General features: G+C 65.2%; 16 protein-coding genes. 10 read left to right on the plus strand and 6 right to left on the minus strand.

The genetic code is table 11. The features are described from left to right. The first annotated feature begins 138 nt into the window (after window positions 1-138). Entirely contained in the window at window positions 139-2883 is a 2745-nt protein-coding gene (locus AC1D02_RS21125) for an Ig-like domain-containing protein (RefSeq protein ID WP_477320433.1), read from the plus strand. Window positions 2884-2993: 110 nt separating this feature from the next. Here the strand turns inward: AC1D02_RS21125 and AC1D02_RS21130 are convergent, their stop codons facing one another. Beyond that, window positions 2994-3569: a TMEM165/GDT1 family protein gene (locus AC1D02_RS21130; protein ID WP_477320434.1), complete on the minus strand. Its 576-nt coding sequence runs from the start codon at window positions 3567-3569 to the stop codon at window positions 2994-2996. A gap of 127 nt (window positions 3570-3696) precedes the next feature. Here AC1D02_RS21130 and AC1D02_RS21135 point away from each other — a divergent pair, with 127 nt between their 5' ends. Then, window positions 3697-5307, plus strand: a complete 1611-nt coding sequence (locus AC1D02_RS21135; RefSeq protein ID WP_477320435.1) for a serine hydrolase — start codon at window positions 3697-3699, stop codon at window positions 5305-5307. A 78-nt stretch (window positions 5308-5385) separates the two neighbouring features. Here AC1D02_RS21135 and AC1D02_RS21140 read toward each other — a convergent pair whose 3' ends face one another. From AC1D02_RS21140 to AC1D02_RS21160, 5 genes are all read right to left on the minus strand, one after another. Continuing rightward, window positions 5386-5832: a hypothetical protein gene (locus AC1D02_RS21140; protein WP_477320436.1), complete on the minus strand. Its 447-nt coding sequence runs from the start codon at window positions 5830-5832 to the stop codon at window positions 5386-5388. Next, on the minus strand, window positions 5832-6242 hold the full coding sequence (locus AC1D02_RS21145; RefSeq protein ID WP_477320437.1) for a hypothetical protein: 411 nt from the start codon (window positions 6240-6242) through the stop codon (window positions 5832-5834). The genes AC1D02_RS21140 and AC1D02_RS21145 overlap by 1 nt, the downstream gene beginning before the upstream one ends. 154 nt (window positions 6243-6396) lie before the next feature. Then, entirely contained in the window at window positions 6397-8106 is a 1710-nt protein-coding gene (locus tag AC1D02_RS21150; protein ID WP_477320438.1) for a sensor domain-containing diguanylate cyclase, read from the minus strand. Between the two features lie 6 nt (window positions 8107-8112). After that, window positions 8113-9366, minus strand: a complete 1254-nt coding sequence (locus tag AC1D02_RS21155; RefSeq protein WP_477320439.1) for an ABC transporter substrate-binding protein — start codon at window positions 9364-9366, stop codon at window positions 8113-8115. Between the two features lie 178 nt (window positions 9367-9544). After that, window positions 9545-10336, minus strand: a complete 792-nt coding sequence (locus tag AC1D02_RS21160) for a class I SAM-dependent methyltransferase (RefSeq protein WP_477320440.1) — start codon at window positions 10334-10336, stop codon at window positions 9545-9547. 315 nt (window positions 10337-10651) lie between these two features. Between AC1D02_RS21160 and AC1D02_RS21165 the strand changes: the two genes are divergently transcribed. The 8 genes from AC1D02_RS21165 to AC1D02_RS21200 are packed head-to-tail and all read left to right on the plus strand — an operon-like array spanning window position 10652 to window position 20138. After that, window positions 10652-12289: a TldD/PmbA family protein gene (locus AC1D02_RS21165; RefSeq protein ID WP_477320441.1), complete on the plus strand. Its 1638-nt coding sequence runs from the start codon at window positions 10652-10654 to the stop codon at window positions 12287-12289. Window positions 12290-12302: 13 nt separating this feature from the next. Then, complete coding sequence (locus AC1D02_RS21170) at window positions 12303-13640, plus strand: TldD/PmbA family protein (RefSeq protein ID WP_477320442.1); 1338 nt, start codon at window positions 12303-12305, stop codon at window positions 13638-13640. Between the two features lie 10 nt (window positions 13641-13650). Next, complete coding sequence (locus AC1D02_RS21175) at window positions 13651-15288, plus strand: TldD/PmbA family protein (RefSeq protein ID WP_477320443.1); 1638 nt, start codon at window positions 13651-13653, stop codon at window positions 15286-15288. Between the two features lie 12 nt (window positions 15289-15300). Continuing rightward, window positions 15301-16638 carry a TldD/PmbA family protein gene (locus AC1D02_RS21180; protein ID WP_477320444.1) on the plus strand — a complete coding sequence of 446 codons (1338 nt, stop codon included), beginning with the start codon at window positions 15301-15303 and terminating at the stop codon, window positions 16636-16638. A gap of 12 nt (window positions 16639-16650) precedes the next feature. Further along, window positions 16651-17271, plus strand: coding sequence for a DUF4159 domain-containing protein (locus AC1D02_RS21185; protein WP_477320445.1), 621 nt, complete (start codon window positions 16651-16653; stop codon window positions 17269-17271). After that, the gene (locus tag AC1D02_RS21190) at window positions 17255-18280 is read left to right on the plus strand and encodes an AAA family ATPase (protein ID WP_477320446.1); all 1026 of its coding nucleotides are present in this window, start codon (window positions 17255-17257) and stop codon (window positions 18278-18280) included. The genes AC1D02_RS21185 and AC1D02_RS21190 overlap by 17 nt, the downstream gene beginning before the upstream one ends. A gap of 2 nt (window positions 18281-18282) precedes the next feature. Then, window positions 18283-19167 carry a DUF58 domain-containing protein gene (locus AC1D02_RS21195; protein ID WP_477320447.1) on the plus strand — a complete coding sequence of 295 codons (885 nt, stop codon included), beginning with the start codon at window positions 18283-18285 and terminating at the stop codon, window positions 19165-19167. Continuing rightward, window positions 19164-20138, plus strand: coding sequence for a BatA domain-containing protein (locus AC1D02_RS21200; protein ID WP_477320448.1), 975 nt, complete (start codon window positions 19164-19166; stop codon window positions 20136-20138). The genes AC1D02_RS21195 and AC1D02_RS21200 overlap by 4 nt, the downstream gene beginning before the upstream one ends. Window positions 20139-20156: the final 18 nt, after the last annotated feature.

Below are 20156 nucleotides of genomic sequence, written 5' to 3' on the forward strand. Positions count from 1 at the left end.
CAGAAATTGACATTTTCATCATTTTTGCCACAGCATTTTCTAATGTCATTGGAATGTCATGACAAAGACACGATTGCCGCTCAACATTGCTTGGCTTCACCCATCTCACATAACAATTTACAGATACGGGGAAATCCAATGCGTCGTGCCATCACCACCAAGTTGTTGCCGCGGTTTGCCATCCTGCTCGCCCTGAGCGCCGCCAGTGCCGTCATCGCGTCCGAAGCGGACCACCGCGAATTCGAAGCTACCCTGCACGCGCCGTACACCGGCAACGGCGCCACCGACGGCCGCACCTTCACGCTTCAGTTCGAGTATCCGCACGTGGCGACGGCGCAGGACGTGGTGTGGCGCCTCGAGATCGTGGCGCCGTCGGGCGAGGTGGTGCAGCGCTGGCACGGCGTCGAGGCCTTGTCGAACAAGGCGGTCAAGGTGCCGGTGCGCTGGGCCGGCCGCGACGACAGCCGCGCGATGCGCGACGGCGTCTACCAGGTGCGCCTGGCCGCGGTGTCGCAGGATGCCGCCATCAAGGGCAAGGTGACGGAGGCGCAGGTCGATGCGATGCTGGCGGCCGGCGGCGACGAGCGCGTCGACCAGGAGTGGGATATCGCAGTGGGCCAGCTCGATGCGCCGGTGATGCCCGCGTTCCAGGCGCTGCCGGCGCCGTCGATCAAGCCGGCCAGGGCGGACGCCAAGGCTGCGAGCCAGGTCAACGGTTTCGCGCCGGCGCCGGCCTCGCTGCCGTACACGGTCTACTTCGGCAACCTGCACAGCCAGACCAACCACAGCGACGGCGGCGGCGCGCTGTCGTCCTGCGTCGGCGCCCAGAATCCCCAGTCCGGCACCGCCGGCGGACCGGCCGAAGCCTACACCTACGCGATGAACAAGGGCCTCGACATCCTGATGACGTCGGAGCACAACCACATGTACGACGGCTCGGACAACACCAACGCGTCGGCCGATCCGGCCGTCGCCAAGGCGCTGTACCAGTCCGGCTTGAGCGCCGCGGCCAGCTTCAACGCCGCCAATCCGAACTTCCTGGGCGTGTACGGCATGGAGTGGGGCGTCATCACCAATGGCGGTCATATGAACGTCTTCAACAGCAATGAGCTGCTGGGATGGGAGTACAACAGCGGCGGCCAGCTGATCGCCGACACCTTCACCACCAAGAACGACTATGCCGGCATGTACACCCTGATGCGCCAGCGCGGCTGGATCGGCCAGTTCAACCACCCGTCCGGCACCGGCCAGTTCCTCGTCAACGCCGTCCCGTTCGGCTACACCGCCGACGGCGACCAGGCAATGGCGATGTGCGAGGTGCTCAACACCTCGGCCTTCTCGACCAACACCACCGAGACCGAGACCAGCAACAGCACCTACGAGGGCGCCTGCAAGAAGGCGCTCGAAGCGGGCTACCATATCGCCTTCACCACCAACCAGGACAACCACTGCGCCAACTGGGGCGCCTCGTACACCAACCGCACCGGCGTGCTGATCCCGAACGGCACCGCGCTGACGCAGGCCAGCTTCATCGCCGCGCTCCAGGCGCGCCGCGTGTTCGCGACGATGGACAAGGGCTCGCAGCTGGTGCTGACCGCGAACGGCCACATCATGGGCGAGCGCTTCACCAACAGCGGCGCGCTGAACCTGGTGGCCAACTTCGCCAGCAGCGGCGGCAAGACCGTCACCACCTCGCTGATCTACGAGGGCGTCCCGGGCCGCAACGGCACCGTGACCCAGCTGTCGACGAGCGCCAACACCACCATCACCCCGGCCAACGGCGAGCACTTCTACTACGCCAAGGTCACGCAGAACGACGGCAAGATCCTGTGGTCGGCGCCGATCTGGGTCACCCAGACCTCGTCGAGCGACACCGTGGCGCCGACCGTGTCGTCCAGCGAAACCGGCAGCAGCGGTACCATCACCTTGTCGGCTTCGGCCAGCGACAACGTCGGCGTTACCAGCGTCGAGTTCTATGTCGACGGCGTGTTGAAGGGCGCCGACAACACCGCGCCGTATTCGATGACGCTCAATTCGACTACGCTGACCAACGGCGGCCATGGCCTGGTCGCCAAGGCCTACGACGCGGCCGGCAACGTCGGCACTTCCACGACGACGACATTCAGCGTCAGCAACGGCACGCCCGACACCACGGCGCCGACCGTCAGCGCAAGCGAGAGCGGCGCCAGCGGCACCATCACCTTGTCGGCTACGGCCAGCGACAACGTGGGCGTGACCAACGTCGAGTTCTACGTCGACGGCGTGTTGAAAGGCGCCGACAACACCTCGCCGTATTCGATGACGCTCGATTCGACCACGCTGACCAACGGCAGCCATTCGCTGACCGCGAAAGCCTACGACGCCGCCGGCAACGTCGCCACGTCGAGCGCGGCCAGCTTCAGCGTCAGCAATGCGGCCACGCAGCTGATCGTCAACGGCGGCTTCGAATCGGGCGCCTCATCGTGGACCGCCTCGAGCGGCGTGATCACTTCGGATGCGACGCAGCCGGCGCACGCCGGAACCTGGAAGGCATGGCTCGACGGCTACGGCGCGGTGCATACCGACACAGCGTACCAGCAGGTCGCGATTCCATCGACGGTGACGTCTGCGTCGCTCAGCTTCTGGCTGAAGGTAGTATCGAGCGAGACCACCACGACCAGCGCCTACGACACCCTGAAGGTCCAGGTGCGCAGCAGCACCGGCGCCGTGCTCGCGACCCTGGCGACCTACTCGAACCTGAACAAAGGCGCGTCATACCTGCAGAAGACGTTTGACCTGACCGCGTATAAAGGCCAGACGGTGCGGATCTACTTCGAAGGCATCGAAGACTCCACGCTGGACACCTCGTTCATCATCGACGACGTCAGCCTGACCACGCAGTAAGCAGAGGAGGAGTCAGGTCCTGCGGACCTGGAAGGAGTCGAGCCCTGCAGGGCTCGACCGTTCCGCAGGAGCGAAGCTTCGCTTCACTAAACCCCTGCTCCACCTCCATCTCAGAATCCGAGACTGGCGCCCGCTCCCAGCAGCGTCGCGACACCGAGCGCCGCAAAAATCAGCGCCGCAATCCCGTGCACCACGCGCAGCGGCACCCGGTTCGCGATGCGCTCGCCGAAGTACACCGCCGGCACATTCGCCAGCATCATCCCGAACGTCGTCCCAGCCACCACTGCAATGGTGGACGAATAGCGCGCCGCCAGCGCCACGGTGGCGATCTGCGTCTTGTCCCCCATCTCCGCCAGGAAGAACGCGATCAGCGTGGTCAGGAACACGCCGTACTTGGCCAGCTTGGCCTCGTCCTCGTCGATTTTGTCCGGCACCATGATCCAGGCCGCCATGCCGAGGAAGGACAGGCCCAGCACCCAGCGCATCACGTCCGGCCCGAGCGCGCTGCTGACCCAGGCGCCGGCGGCCGCGGCGAACGCGTGGTTGACGATGGTCGCCGCGAAGATGCCCAGCACGATCGGCACCGGGCGGCGGAATTTGGCGGCCAGCAGGAAGGCCAGCAACTGCGTCTTGTCGCCGATTTCAGCCAGCGCGACGATGCCGGTCGATACGAGGAATGCGTCCATGCAATGATCCAGGAAAGGGGAGGCCGATCATAGCAGAGCTAAAATACTTGCGTAGTCAAGTATCCCCGCTTTCGCCCGCCGGACGAAAGTGCTATTCTGCTCGCGCCCGTTTCAAACTAAGGAAGACATGGTCCCGATGAATCGCCTCGCCGCAGCGCTGCTGCTGGCCTTCTCCAGCTTCGGCGCCTTCGCCGAAGCACCTGCGGCCGCCGCCAGTGCTGCCATCGCCGCTCCCGCATTCAATCTCGAAGCCGACGTGCTGCGCTCGATGAAAACCTTCGACGTGCCAGGCATGGCGATCGCCATCGTCAAGGACGGCAAGGTCATTGCGGCGCAAGGCTTCGGCGTGCGCAAGCTGGGAAGGCCGGAGCCGGTCGACGGCAAGACCCTGTTCGAGATCGCCTCCAACTCCAAGGCATTCACCGCCGTGGCGCTGGCCATGCTGGTCGACGAAGGCAAGCTCGCGTGGGACGACCCGGTGACCAGGCACCTGCCCGACTTCCAGATGTATGATGCCTACGTCACGCACGAAATGACGGTGCGCGACCTGCTCACGCACCGCAGCGGACTGGGACTGGGCGCCGGCGACCTGCTGTGGTGGCCGACGACGACGTTCACGTCCGACGAGATCATCCAGAAGCTGCGCTACATCCGTCCGGCGACCAGCTTCCGCAACAGCTACGCCTACGACAACCTGCTGTACATCGTGGCCGGCAAGATCATCGCCCAGAAGTCCGGCAAGTCGTGGGGCGAGACGGTGCGCGAGAAAATCCTGGCGCCGGTCGGCATGACCTCGACCACCACCAGCCTGGCGCAAAACGCCGGCGTGGCCAACCAGGCCAACGCGCACGCCAAGGTCGACGACAAGATCACCGCTGTCAAATCGATGCCGGTGCCGAACGGCGAGGGCGCGGTCGGCATCAACACCAACGCCGAGGACATCGCGCGCTGGATGACGGTGCTGCTGAACGAAGGCAAGCTCGAAGGCTCGGACAAGCGCCTGTACACCCAGGCGCGCAGCCGCGAGATGTGGACCGCGCAGACGCCGATCAAGATCAACGAGCCGAAGCCGGCCCTGGCCGCGACGCGTCCGAACTTCAGCGCCTATGGACTGGGCTTCCAGCTCAAGGACTACAAGGGCATGAAGATCGCGATGCACGGCGGCGCGCTGCAGGGCTTCTATTCGCAGGTCACGCTGGTGCCGGAAGCGAAGCTGGGCATCGCGATCCTGACCAATGCCGAGAGCAGCCCGGCGATGGCGTCGCTGCAGTACCGGATGCTGGATCACTATCTGGGCGTGACGCCGACCGACTGGATCGGCCGCTACGGCGACGTCACGCGCGAAGCGCACGAGAAGGAGCTGGCGCGCGTGAAGGGCGCGGCCGGCAAGCGCGCCGGCAAGTCGCAGCCGTCGCTGGCGCTGGCCGCCTATGACGGCGAATACCAGGACGCGTGGTACGGCAAGGTGACGATCAAGCCAGAGGGCGGCAAGCACGTGCTGAGCTTCTCGCGCACGCCGGACCTGACGGGGGCGCTGGAGCACTTCCAGCACGACACCTTCATCGTCCGCTGGAAGGAGCGCAACTTCAACGCCGACGCCTACGTCACGTTCTCGCTCAATCCCGATGGCAGCATCGAGCGCATGAAGATGGCGCCGGTGTCGACCGAGACCGACTTCAGCTTCGACTTCGCCGACCTGACCTTCGTCCCGGTCAAGCCGCCCGCAAAAGACCTGTAATAGTCGAAGCGCGCCGATAAAAACCGGGTCAGGTCCGCCGGACCTGACCCAGTCCTTGGTTCGCGGCGCGGACAGAATCTACTTCTTCGACCCAACCGGGCTGCAATGCGAGTCGATCGCAATACGCCTGTCTCCGAGTAACAGGGAGCGCGGCGCGATGTCTAGCTTCCCCGAAAACGCTGCACTCTGCCAGCGTATTTTGCAGGCTTGCAAATCCACCAGGAACAATCGCCGTACGCTGCCGGAAAAGGTTGGCACGTAAAGCATCCTGGCATTCGCCATCATCAGCGGTCCCTCGATAATCCCGAGATCGAGCGTGCATGCATCGGCCATCAGAGGCCCCTGCCAGGCAACAGGACGGATTGCGTCGTCAGCGACGCCCAATTGAATGGTTTGCCCGTTGGCCTGGGCTGTGCTTCCCACAGGCGTCACCGGACGAAGCCTGCATTCGGCATTCGCTGCACTCGCCGCCACAGCGCACAATGCGAGCGCGCTCCCCCATCTTACGGATATGGAAGCGGCCATCACAACACTGCGGCGAAATAATGAACGAGCGCGAGGTCGCGCCGATTCCAGCTCCAGTTCACGGTCGTATTCTTTCTGCCTACGGCCCCTAATCGTCCCCAATACCCCACCGGATAGTTTAGTGGCGCCGACTTCACCACAATCACGACGTGGCCATTTGGCCGCTGCTTCAAGCCGCCTATTACCAGTGAGCCGCTGACCGCACGCGCTGTCGCGGTAGCGGCATCCGCACCGAGGTTCTCCCACCGGTTCGACGTCCCAAGGAAGTCGATGATCTGATTTGCTCGGCCAAATAATGATTCGCCCGCTCGAGTGCTGACAGCCTTTACGAATCCGCTACAGTCGCTCTTCCACCTGTCCCACTCTTCCTCGCACCATTGCAAGATCTGATCCGCATCGTTCGCCATCATCAACTCCTTGCTGAGAAGAATCATTGGTGAAGTTACGCGATGGCAAAAAATCGATTTTGAGTTCCGTTAAGTTGTATTCAGGTTTACGAGCGGGCAATTACAGTTCGTGACGCCGACAGTCCAGGGGGCTCGCCTCGCGGACCTGACCCCATCTTCATTCGGCAACGCGGCTGCGCGCCATCGCCACCTGGTTGCGCCCCTGGTCCTTGGCCCGGTACATCGCCTGGTCGGCCAGCCGCAGGATCTGCCCCGCGCTGGTTGCTTCGTCCGGCACCAGCGACACCACACCGATGCTCACCGTGAGGAACCCGAGCGGCGATCGCGCATGCTCCAGCTGCAGCGCTTCGACCGCGGCGCGGATGGTTTCGGCCAGCGCCATCGCCGTGGCGCCGTCGGTCTCGGCCGCGATCATCACGAACTCCTCGCCGCCGTAACGCGCGGCCAGGTCGCTCGCCCGCCTTGCATGCGATTGCAGCAGTTCGCCCACGCGGCGCAGGCAGGCGTCGCCTTCCTGGTGGCCGTAATGATCGTTGTAAGCCTTGAAGAAATCCACGTCCAGCATCAGCAGCGCCAGCGGCGCCTTGGCCCGCGTCGAGCGCAGCAGCTCCTGAGCGAATACCTCGTCGAAGCGGCGCCGGTTGGCGATGCCGGTCAGGCTGTCCGTCATCGACAGCGCCGCCAGCTTGTCGTTGGCCGCCGCCAGGTCGCGCGTGCGCTCGCTGACGCGTTCCTCGAGCTCTTCGTGCTGGCGCGCGACCGTGCCGGCCATCTCGTTGAACTGGCGCGTCAGCACTGTCAGCTCGTCGCTGCCCTCGGGCGTCAGCGGGCGCGCGTAGTTGCCGCGCTCCGTGTCGCGCATGCTCTGCATCAGCCGCTCCAGCGGCGCCGAGATGCTGCGCGCCAGGATCGCCGCGAACACGATCGAAATCACGAAGCCGGCCAGGCCGATCAGGATGCTCTTGTCGCGCACTTCCTGCGCTTCGATCGTCAGTTTGCTTTGCGGGATGGTGGCGACCACGAACCAGCCGGTTTCAGCCACCTGCGAGTAGGCCGCCAGCTGGCGCCCGCCACGCGTGCTGTCGTAGCCGGCGAAGCCGCTGCGCTGACCGCGCTGCATGCTGCGCCGCAGTTCGTCGGTCAGCGCCGCATCGGGCGTTCCGCTTGTGCCGCCCACCACCACTTTTCCGCCTTCGGAGTCGAGCACGAAGATGTCGCTGCCGCTGCCCAGGTTGACGTCCTCGAAAATCGACGAGAAGTGGCTCGGGCGCACCCCGAGGAACAGGTTCCCCGCCAGCTGGTTGTTTGCCTTGTTGTGGATCGCGCGCAGCAGCACCATGCTTTTCTGCCCGGATGCGTTGTCGTAGATGCCCCAGTAAGGTCGCCCCAGCAGCTTGGGTGCGCGCTCCACGTACTGCACCACGCCGCGCGACAGCGTGGAAAACACCTGCGTGTCGATGATCCGGTTGTCGCGGTCGAGCAGGTACTTCTGGTTGATGAAATCGTAGGAGCCATAGCGGTCGAGCAGCGCGCGCATCAGTTCGCGCCGCGCCGCCGTCATCGCCAGTTCGTCGCCGCCGGCATACTGCGCCAGCGCATCCTGCACCCGGTCCGACAGCACCAGCGTTTCGGTGTCCGACTCCAGCTTGGCCATCTCCAGCTGGATGTTTTTCGACACCTGCTTGACCACTTCGGTCGACAGCACCCGCGTGCGCTCGGCGATCGCGGCGGTCGATTCGGCGTAGGAGATGACGCCGGCGATCACCAGCGGCAGCAGCGACAACATCACGAATGCCCCGATCAGGCGCGGCCGGATGCCGATTTTGCGCAGGAGGCGCAGCGACAGGTAGTCGGCGGTCTTGTTCATGCCCGCCTACTTGAAATGCTTTTTTGCTTCGTCGCGAATCGACGCATCGAGCCGGCGCGCCGCCTGCTGCGGCGTGGCCTTGCCCACCAGGACCTCCTGGATCAGCGGATGCAGCATGTCGATCGTATTCGCCGGCAGCATCGAGTAATACGGACTGCCCGTGACCGGCGCCCGGCCGGCCGCTTCGAGATAGGCGACCATCCGCGGATCGCCGGTCGCCGCGCCGGGCGCTTGCGCGAATGGGGAGATGTTCTGGCGCTTGGCCTGCTGCAGCGCGAAGCCTTCGCCGGTAATGAACTCGAGGAAGCGGATCGCCGCTTCTTTCTTCGGCGTCTCGCACACGGCGAAGCCCGTCTCGCTGCCGATCACCGGCACCGCCGCGGCGCCCTTGTCGTTCCATGGCGGCAGGAATACCCCGGTCTGGAAGCCTTTGCCGTGCAACAGGCTGCCGGCCGCCCAGGTGCCCTGGAACGCCATCGCGGTCTTCCCTTCGACGAAGGAGCGGATGCCCTCGTCGTAGGTCGAGCGCATTAGGTTCTGCTGCGCATAGCCGCGCTGCGCCACGGTGCGGATCTTCGCGAAAATGTCGGCGCCGGCAGGCGTGTCCAGCCTCAGCGTGCCGTCGGCGATGCGCGCCTTCCAGTCGGGGGTGCGCGCCGCGACATTGTTCGCGAAGCCGAAGCTGAAGGCGCCGTTGCCGATGATGTTGGGGAAGCCGCCGTTCCAGAAAATCGGCGTGAAGCCGGCCTTCTTGAGGCGCGCGCACACGTCGAGGAATTCGGCGAAATTGGTCGGCAGCTTGTCGATGCCGGCCTTCGCGAACATGTCCTTGTTGTAGTAGATGACGGTGGCGGCGACCCCGCCGGCGATGCCGAAGCGCTTGCCGTCCTGCGTGATCCAGTCCGATTTCAGGCTTGGCAGCATGCGGCTCCAGGCCGCGGTGTGGCCGACGTCGGCCAGCACGCCCTGGTCGGCCAGCGCGGCCGCGTACGGATTCGGATTGACCGACATCAGGTCCGGCAGGTTGCGCGAGGCGACCTTCGGCTTGATGTTCTCTTCGACCGAATTGCCCACCATGAACTGCACGTTGACCCGCACGTCGGGGTTCTGGCGCATGAACTGCCTGGCCACCTCGTGCATCTCTTCCGGCCAGTCGGGCGCCCACACCAGCGCGTTGATGGTGATTGGCGTCGCCGCGGCCGCCGGCGTAGCGGCGCGCTCCTCGCGATGACAGCCGCCCAGTACGAGCAGGCTGGCCACAGCCAGCCACCCGCGGGCCCTCTTGATGAATCCTGCCTTGACCACAAAAAATCCCTGTTGCGTGCGCTTCAAATAACTAGCGTTTCAGAATAACACCAATCAGTTTCCGAAAGACAAGTATTTGACGCCGGCCGGGCGCCTCTGTTGCGTGCCAGCCGCTCCGGTCCGGCGGCGCCGCTTAGGGCTTGACGAACTTGAGCGTCATGCGGTCGCTTTCGCCGATCGCCAGGTAGTCGGCGCGCTTGTCGTCCTTGTTGGCCAGCGTCGGCGGCAGCGCCCACACGCCCTTCGGATGATTCGCGTTGTCCTTCGGGTTGGCGTTAATCTCGGATTTCGCCACCAGCTTGAAGCCTGCCGCTTCGACCTGCTTGATGACCCACGCTTCGGAAACGTAGCCGGTGCTGGCAGTGGCGTCCTGTTTCATCGACGCCGGCAGGCGATGGTCGGTCAGGCCGAACACGCCGCCCGGCTTGAGCACCGTGTAGACGCTTTTCAGCGCTTCCTGCAGCTTGTCGTCGCCCAGCTCGACCCAGTTGTGCATGTTGCGGAAGGTGAGCACCATGTCGACGCTGTTGGCCGGGGCGATCGCATACTTCACCGGCGGCTGGAAGATCCCGATCCGCACCTTGTCGTAGACCGGGTTCGAGTTGACCTTCTTCATGAACATCATGCCGTACCGGTTTTCCGGCTTGACTTCGTCGCCGGCGCCGATCAGCACACCGTGCTCGCGCAGGTAGGGCGCCAGGATCTCGGTGTACCAGCCGCCCTCCGGCACCAGCTCGACCACCGTCATGTTCGGCTTGATGCCGAAGAAGGACAGGGTCTCGTACGGATGGCGCGCGCCGTCGCGGGCCACGTTGGCCGGCAGGCGGGTGCTGCTGGCGATCGCGGCCTTGAGCGCGTCGTCGGCTGCCTGCGCGCCGCCGCACAGGCCAGCTGCCAGCATGGCGGCCAGGATGATTCGTTTCATGGTGTCTCCGTGTTGTTGTTCGAGGTGGCCAGATCATCAACCAAGCCGCCGCCGCGGTCAAGCGAAGCGTTGGGAGGCGCCATATATATGCATGTCGCGCCGTCCGCGCCGGACACCCGCGGACACCCCCGGACACACTTGACGGACGCACGCCATTTCAAAATCAAGCACTTAGCCAGTGGCACAACATTTGCCTATTCAAACTGTTTCGTAACTGTTATGGTTGCCCGAGATTTTCGCCGGACCCGATTCAGGTTGTGCCGTACCAGCTGCCGCAGCGCCGCTGCCCCCGTCATCGATTTGTCAGGAGATACCATGGAACGTCGTACTTTTCTCAACATCAGCGGCCTGGCGATGGGCAGCTTGCTGGTGCCGGTGTTCGGCAACGCGGTGGCGGCCGAAGAGCTGCTCACCCCCCTCGCCGAAAAATACAAGAAGACCCTGGCCGACGTCGCGCTCAACGCCGCCACCAGGGCCGGTGCCAGCTACTGCGACGTGCGGGTCGGCCGCTACCTGAACCAGTTCATCAACACCCGCGACCTGAACGTCGAAAACGTCACCAACACCGAATCGGCCGGCGTCGGCGTTCGCGTTCTGTGCAACGGCGCTTACGGCTTCGCCGCCACTTCCGACATGTCGCCCGACAGCGTGGCCAACGCCGCGCGCCAGGCCGTGGCGATCGCCAAGGCCAACTCGAAGCTGCAGGCCGAACCTGTGCGCCTCGCTCCGGTCAAGGGCGTCGGCGAAGTGGCCTGGGCCACCCCGATCAAAAAGGACTGGCGCGCGGTCCCGGTCAAGGAGAAGGCCGAACTGCTGATAGCGGCCAACAAGGCCGGCATGGACAGCGGCGCGAGCTTCATGAACTCGGTGATGTTCCAGGTGAACCAGCAGAAGTACTTCGCTTCCACCGACGGCTCCTATATCGACCAGGACATCCATCGCATCTGGGTGCCGCTGACCGCCACCGCGGTCGACAAGTCCACCAACAAGTTCCGCTCGCGCCAGGGACTGTCCTCGCCGGTCGGCATGGGCTACGAATACCTCGACGCCCGTGCCGCCGACAAGGTGCAGGCCGCGGGCGGCGTCGCCACGCTGTACAAGGGTTCGTACGACCTGATCGAGGACGCCCGCGCCGCCGGCCGCCAGGCCAGGGAAAAGCTGACCGCCAAGTCGGTCGCGCCGGGCAAATACGATATGGTGCTCTCGCCCGAGCACCTGTGGCTGACGATCCACGAGTCGGTCGGCCACCCGACCGAACTCGATCGCGTGCTCGGCTACGAGGCCAACTACGCCGGCACCAGCTTCGCCACGCTCGACAAGTGGCAGTCGAAGAAATTCAAGTACGGCTCCGACCGCGTCAACATCATCGCCGACAAGACCATTCCGGGTTCGCTCGGCGCGGTCGGCTACGACGACGAAGGCGTCAAGTGCAAGCACTGGGACATCATCAAGGACGGCGTGCTGGTGAACTACCAGGCCACGCGCGACCAGGCCCACATCATCGGCGAGAAGGAGTCGCACGGCTGTTCGTACGCCGACTCGTGGAGCAGCGTGCAGTTCCAGCGCATGCCGAATATTTCGCTCGCGGCGGGAACGAAGAAGCTCACGCCGGATCAAATGATCAAGGACGTCAAGAAGGGCATCTACATCGTTGGCGCCGGCTCGTTCTCGATCGATCAGCAGCGCTACAACTTCCAGTTCGGCGGCCAGCTGTTCTTCGAAATCGTCAACGGCAAGATCGGCGCACAGCTCGAAGACGTGGCCTACCAGTCGAACACCCAGGAATTCTGGAACGCCTGCAGCGCCATCTGCGACGACAGCGACTGGCGCATGGGCGGCTCCTTCTTCGACGGCAAAGGCCAGCCGGGGCAGGTCAGCACCGTGTCGCACGGCGCCAGCACCACGCGCTTCAATGGCATCAACGTGATCAACACCGCTCGCAAGATCGGCTAAGCCGGGGACCGCAATGAAGATTCTGACCCAGGACGAAACCCTCCGCATCACCGACCGCGTGATGGCTTTGACCAAGGCCGACGAGTGCACCGTCACCATCACCGGCGACCGCACCGGCAACATCCGCTACGCCCGCAACAACGTCTCCACCGCCGGCCTGGTCGAAAACACCCAGCTGTCGGTGTCGGTCGCCTACGGCAAGAAGCAGGGCACCGCCACGATCAACGAGTTCGACGACAAGTCGCTGGAAAAAGTCGTGCGCCGCGCCGAAGACCTGGCGCGCCTGGCGCCGGAAAATCCCGAGTTCATGCCAGCCGTCGGCAAGCAGGCCTTCAAGCCCAGCGCCACCTTCAGCGCCAAAACCGCCGCCATCGACCCCGAGTTCCGCGCCCAGGCGGCGGCCTACAGCATCGAGGCGAGCCGCAAGAACAAGCTGGTTTGCGCCGGCTTCTTCACCGACCGCACTTCGTTCGAAACCATCGCCAATTCCAACGGCGTGTTCGGCCACCAGCAGGCCACGTCGGTGGACTTCACCTGCACCGTGCGCACGGAAGACGGCCGCGGCTCCGGCTGGGTCAAGCGCTCGGCCGGCGACATCGCCCTGTTCGACCCGCGCGAAGCGTCCGACGTCGCCATCGAAAAAGCCCTGCGCTCGGTCGACGCCAGGGCGCTCGAGCCGGGCCGCTACACCGTCATCCTCGAGCCGGCCGCGACGTCCGACCTGATCGGCTACATGCTGTCCGGCTTCGATGCGCGCCAGGCCGACGAAGGCCGCAGCTTCCTGTCGAAAAAGGGCGGCGGCAACCGCCTCGGTGAAAAGCTGTTCGACCAGCAGGTCAACATCTGGGCCGATCCGTGGGACAAGGACGTGCCGGTCCTGCCGTGGGATAACGGCACCATGCTGCCGCGCGAGCGCATGGCGATGATCAAGGACGGCCGCGTCGCCTCGCTCGACTACTCGCGCTACTGGGCCAAAAAAATGGACAAGCGCGCCATCGGCTCGCCGGGCAACATGATCATGGCCGGCACCGGCAAGTCCACCGCGGAGCTGATCGCCAATACCAAAAAGGGCGTGCTGGTCACGCGCACCTGGTACATCCGCCTGGTCGATCCGCAGTCGGTGCTGCTGACGGGCCTCACGCGCGACGGCACTTTCTACATCGAGAACGGCAAGATCAAGCACCCGATCAAGAACTTCCGCTTCAACGAGAGCCCGGTCACGATGCTCAACAACATCGAGGAAATCGGCAAGCCGCAAATCATCGCGGGCGACGAAGTGCAGTACGCGATGCTGATCCCGCCGATGAAAGTGCGCGACTTTAATTTCACGTCCCTGTCGGACGCTGTGTAACGGAGAGTTTGTGGAACGACGTACCTTTCTTAAAATCGGCGGTGGCGCCGCCGGCGCCATGCTGGTGCCGGTGTTCGGCAACGCCATCGCCGCGGAAGAACTGCTCAACCCCGTGGCGCTGTCGTTCAAGAAGGCGCTGGCCGACGCCGGGCTGAACGCAGCCACCAAGGCCGGCGCCAGCTACTGCGACGTGCGCATCGGCCGCTACCTGAACCAGTTCATCACCACGCGCGACCTGAACGTCGAAAACGTCGTCAACACCGAGTCCTACGGTGTCGGCGTGCGCGTGATCGCCGGCGGCGCCTACGGCTTCGCCTCGACCAACGACGTCTCGCCGGACGGCGTGGCCGGCGCCGCGCGCCAGGCCGTGGCCATCGCGCGCGCCAACGCCAAGCTGCAAACCGAACCGCTGAAAATGGCGCCGGTCAAGGGCGTCGGCGAAGTCAGCTGGGCCACGCCGATGACGCGCGACTGGCGCACGGTGCCGGTCAAGGACAAGGCCGACATGCTGGTCGTCGCCAGCAAGGCCGGCCTCGACGCCGGCGCCACCTTCATGACGGCCAGCCTGTTCCAGGTCAACCAGCAGAAGTACTTCGCTTCCACCGACGGGTCCTACATCGACCAGGACATCCATCGCCTGTGGGCGCCGGTGGCGGCCACCGCGGTGGACAAGGCCAACAACCGCTTCCGCACCTGCAACAGCATGGCTTCGCCGGTCGGCATGGGCTTCGAGTATTTCGACGGTCGTCCGGCCGACAAGGTGCAGGCCGCCGGCGGCGTCGCCACGCTGTACACGCGCTCGACCGACCTGGTCGAGGATGCGCGCGCGGCCGGCCGCAACGCCAAGGTCAAGCTCACAGCCAAGTCGGTAGAGCCGGGCAAGTACGACCTCGTGCTCAGTCCCGAACACCTGTTCCTGACCATCCACGAATCGGTTGGCCACCCGACGGAGCTGGACCGCGTGCTCGGCTACGAAGCCAACTACGCCGGCACCAGCTTCGCCACGCTGGACAAATGGCAGACCAAAAAATTCAAGTTTGGCTCCGAGCGCGTCAACTTCATCGCCGACAAGACCACGCCCGGTTCGCTCGGCGCTGTCGCGTACGACGACGAAGGCGTCAAGTGCAAGCGCTGGGACATCATCAAGGACGGCATCCTGGTGAACTACCAGGCCACGCGCGACCAGGCCCACGTCATCGGCGAGAAGGAGTCGCACGGCTGTTCGTACGCCGACTCGTGGAGCAGCGTGCAGTTCCAGCGCATGCCCAACGTCTCGCTGGCCGCCGGCAAGGACAAGCTCACGCCCGACGAGATGGTCGCCGACGTCAGGAAGGGCATCTACATCCTTGGCCGCGGCTCGTACTCGATCGACCAGCAGCGCTACAACTTCCAGTTCGGCGGCCAGATGTACTTCGAGATCAAGAACGGCAAGATCGTCGGTCCACTGGAGGACGTCGCCTACCAGTCGAACACCCAGGAATTCTGGAATGCCTGCAGTGCGATCTGCGACCAGCGCGACTGGCGCATGGGCGGCTCCTTCTTCGACGGCAAGGGCCAGCCGAGCCAGGTCAGCGCCGTATCGCACGGATCAAGCACCACCCGCTTCAACGGCATCAACGTGATCAACACCGCTCGCAAGATCGGCTAAGGAGACTTCAGGATGAAACAGCTGAACCAGGAAGAAGCAAAGCGCATCTGCGACCGCGTGCTGGGATTTTCCAAGGCCGATGAGTGCCGCGTCAACATCGCCGGCAGCCGCAAGGGCAATATCCGCTACGCGCAGAATAGCGTCAGCACCGCGGGCCTGACCGAAAACACCCAGCTGACCGTCAGCGTCGCCTTCGGCAAGCGCCAGGGCACCGCGTCGATCAACGAATTCGACGACAAGTCGCTCGAACGCGCGGTGCGCCGCGCCGAGGAGATCGCCCGCCTCGCGCCCGAGAACCCGCAGTTCATGCCGGCCGTCGGCAAGCAGGTGTTCAAGCCCTCCAACACCTACACCGCCGCCACCGCCGCCATCGACCCCGAGTACCGCGCCGAAGTCGCTTCGCACAGCATCCTGGCAGGCCGCAAGAACAAGCTGGTCACCGCCGGCTTCTTCGTCGACACCACCGGCTTCCAGGCGATCGCCAACTCCAACGGACTGTTCGGCTTCCAGGAATACACCGATCTCGATTTCACCGTCACCGCGCGCACCGAAGACGGGCGCGGCTCCGGCTGGGTCACCCGCTCGGTCGGCGACGTGCGCAATTTCGACGCGCGCGCCGCTTCGGAAGTGGCAATCGAAAAGGCGCTGCGCTCGGTCGACGCCAAGGCGCTGGAGCCCGGCCGCTACACCGTCATCCTGGAGCCGGCCGCGACGTCGGAGCTGATCGGCCGCATGTTCAACTCCTTCGATGCGCGCCGCGCCGACGAGGGCCGCAGCTTCCTGTCGAAGAAGGGCGGCGGCAACCGCCTCGGCGAAAAGCTGTTCGACGAGCAGGTCAACATCTGGGCCGACCCGTGGGACAAGGACGTGCCGGTGCTGCCATGGGATGCCGGCTCGATGCTGCCGCGCCAGCGCACCGACGTCGTCAAGAATGGCAAGATCGTCTCGCTCGACTACTCGCAGTACTGGGCGCAAAAGCAGGGCGTCAAGCCGACCGCGCGGCACGGCAACATGATCATGGCCGGCGGCTCGAAGTCGCTCGAGGAACTGGTCGCATCGACCAAGAAGGGCGTCATCGTCACCCGCACCTGGTACATCCGCGAAGTCGATCCGCAGTCGCTGCTGCTGACGGGCCTCACGCGCGACGGCACCTTCTACGTCGAAAACGGCAAGATCAAGCACCCGATCAAGAACTTCCGCTTCAACGAAAGCCCGGTCTCGATGCTCAACAACGTCGAAGAGCTGGGCCGCCCGCAGATTATCGGCGGCGACGAAGTGCAGTACTCGATGCTGATCCCGCCGATGAAGCTGCGCGACTTCAACTTCACGTCGCTGTCGGACGCGGTGTAAGCGGGGCGGGACATGCGGCCGGTCGATTTCTATTTCACGCGCCTGATGTACGACTCGGGCGACTGGGACGTCGACATCCGCATGCCCAGCAACGTGCTCAATTCGCTGGTCGAATACACCACCTTGCGGGTCGATCCGGCCGAACGGGTGGTCAACCTGTCCGACCCGAAGATGCTGGAGGCGCCGTTCTGCTACCTGGCCGGCCACAAGCTGGTGCAGTTCACGCCCGCCGAGCGCAAGAACTTCGAGCGCTACGTGCGCGGCGGCGGCTTCGTCTTCGTCGACGACTGCAACCACGACATCGACGGCCTGTTCGCCAAGTCCTTCGAAGCCGAGCTGGCGCGCATGTTCGGCCCGAAGGCGCTGAAGAAAATCCCGAACACGCATCCGATCTATTCGAGCTTCTTCCATTTCGACGGGCCTCCGAATACCGGCAACGAACTCAATGGCTGGGGCGACGACCTGGTGCACGACTACCTCAAGGCGATCGAGATCGGCGGCCGCATCCGCGTGCTGTACTCGAACAAGGATTACGGCTGCGAGTGGGACTACGATTTTCGCAACAAGCGCTGGCTGGTGATCGACAACACCCGCTTCGCGGTCAACATCATTCAATATGCACTGGGAGCCTGACGTGTCGGAACGTGATGCAGTAGTAGCGTGGAACGAAAACGAGATTGCCGGCCTGACGGCAAAAGTGGGCGCGCTGAAGGCGAGCATGGCGCGCGTGATCATCGGCCAGGACGACGTGGTCGAGTCGCTGATCATCTGCCTGCTGGCCGGCGGCCATGCGCTGGTCGAGGGCGTGCCGGGACTGGGCAAGACGCTGCTGGTCAAGTCGCTGGCGCAGGCCACCGACATGCAGTTCCGCCGGGTGCAGTTCACGCCCGACCTGATGCCGTCCGATATCGTCGGCACCGAGATCCTCGAGGAAGACACCGTGACGCGCCAGCGCGTGTTTCGCTTCCAGCAGGGTCCCGTGTTCACCCAGGTCCTGCTCGCGGACGAAATCAACCGCGCGCCGCCGAAGACCCAGTCGGCACTGCTCGAAGCGATGCAGGAGCGCGCCGTGACGTTCGCCGGCCAGACGCACAAGCTGCCGCAGCCGTTCTTCGTGCTGGCGACGCAGAATCCGATCGAGCAGGCCGGCACCTATCCGCTGCCCGAGGCGCAGCTCGACCGCTTCCTGCTGCGCATCGACGTCGGCTATCCGAGCGAAGACGAGGAAATGGCGATGGTTTCGCGCACCACCCACGCCGGCCTGCAGGACGCGACCCCTGCGCTGGACGCGGCTAGCCTGCTGCGCCTGCAGATGCTGGTGCGCGACATCGAAATCGGCGAACATTTGCTGCGCTACGCCACGCGGCTGGTGCGGGCGACGCGCCCGCACGACAGCAAGGTGCCGAGTGTGCTGAAACACGTCGGCTGGGGCGCCGGTCCGCGCGCCGGGCAGGCGCTGGTGCTGGCATCCAAGGCGCGCGCGCTGATGCACGGACGGCTGGCGGTCACGCGCGACGACATCGGCGCCATGCTGCTGCCGGTTCTGGCGCATCGCGTGCTGCGCAATTTCGAAGCCGAAGCCGACGGCGTCGCCATCGCCGACATCCTGCTGGCGCTGCGCGGCGAGATCCGCGTCGACTGACAATGCTGGCGACACCCGCGCTGCTGGCGCACACCACCGATCTCAATCTCGTCATCCGCCACGTGCTGGCTGGCCTCGGCCACGGCATCCACGCGGGTCGCGAGCACGGGGCCGGCGTGGAATTCTCCGAGTACCGGGCCTACGCGCCGGGCGACGAGTGGCGCCGCGTGGACTGGAAGCTGCTGGCGCGCGCCGACCGCTACTACGTGCGCGAGGCCGAGCGCGACAGCCACGTCGCGGTCTGGCTGTGGCTCGACGCCAGCGCATCGATGGCGGAGCCGAGCCGCAGCGTCCACGGGCTCGACAAACTTCAATACGCGCGCGCCTTGCTGGCCTGCGTGGCGGCGATCGCCCAGCGCCAAGGCGACGCGTTCGGCCTGATCGTGTGCGGCGCAGGGCGGGTGAAATTCACGCCGGCCGCGCGCGGCCCGCGGCAGATGCAGCGCGTGCTTGCCCAGTTGTCGCGCACCGTGGCCGAAGGCGACTTGCCGCCGGCCGAGACCCTGCGCGCCAGCCTGCACTTCGCGCGTTCGCCCAGCCTGATCTTCGCCGTCAGCGATTTCCTCGACTGGCCCTCGCCTCAGTCCGAGGCCCTGTTGCGGCTGCGCCACATGCGGCACGATGTGCGCGCGCTGTGCCTGCAGACCGAAGCCGAGCGCGACGCCGATTTCGCCGACGGCAGCGCCTGGCGCGATCCCGAGCAGGGCGCGGGATTGTTCCGCTTCGATGCGCAGGCGCGCGCCAGCTACATTAAGGCGCGCGGCGAGCACTTCGCGGCCATGACCGCCGATTGCCGGCGCAGCGATGTCCGTAGTCTTGAAGCGCGCATCGAGCAGCCGATCCAGGGCGTGCTGCGCGCATGGCTGCGCCAGGCGGGTGGCGCATGAGCATGTGGTGGCTGGCGCTGGCCGTCGTGCTGCTGCCCATCTGGTGGCATCGGCAGAAGCGCGAGCGCACTGCGGCGGCGCCGCTCGCCACCGCGCGCTTCCTGCCGCGCGCCGACCCGCAACAGCTGCGCGTGTGGCGCTGGACCGAACGACTCCTGCTGCTGGCGCGCTGCCTGCTTCTGGCGGCAGCCATCGCACTGCTTGCCGGTGTGGCGATTCCGTGGCGCGGCGACACAGTGCTGGCAGTGCCGGGGACCGACGCCGCCTGGCTGGAGCGCCAGGTCGCGGATGCGCGCTTCGCCGGTGCGGCCAGGCTTGTCGTTTCCGACCCTTTCGCCTATCTCGCCGCGCATGAAGGCGAGTGGAAGTCCGGCGCGCGCCTGCTGGTGGCCGGTGCGGCGCCGATGCCCGCTGTCCAGCCGAAGCTGCGTCATCAGGTCGAACTGCGCACGGAAGTGAAGCCCTTCGCGCAGTCTGAACGCCGGGTCGCCGTCGTCAGCAAGCGCGCACACCAGTGGCGCGCCTTGTTTGCCGCTCTCGACGGCCCGCAGCGGTATGCCGTGACCGATACGCCCGACGCCAGGACCGAATTGATTGTGTGGGATGTCGCGGAAGCGCCGCCGGCAACCATGCATGCGCCGTTGTGGTGGGTGGGCGACGCCAGTGCTTTTCCGGAGCTGCGCACCGCGCCATCGGTCGACGGCATACGCTACGCGAATAGCCCCCGCGGCCGCGTCTGGGCGTCGAAGGACTGGCCGGTCGCCAGCGCCGACGCCGCGCGCGCCTTGTTCGAGTCCTGGCAGCGCCTGCATTACGCCCCAGTCGCATTTACGCCGCCATCGCAGGTGCTGGCGCCCACGCCTTCCGCGTCCACGGCTCACGACGGCGGAGCGTGGCGCGAACGGATACTTTCCCTGATTGCCGTGGTGTTCGCCATTGAAAGGATTCTCGTCCATGCACGCCGGCGCTGAAATCGTTGCACGCCTTTG

It is taken from the genome of Massilia sp. P1_C10 (assembly GCF_056406475.1).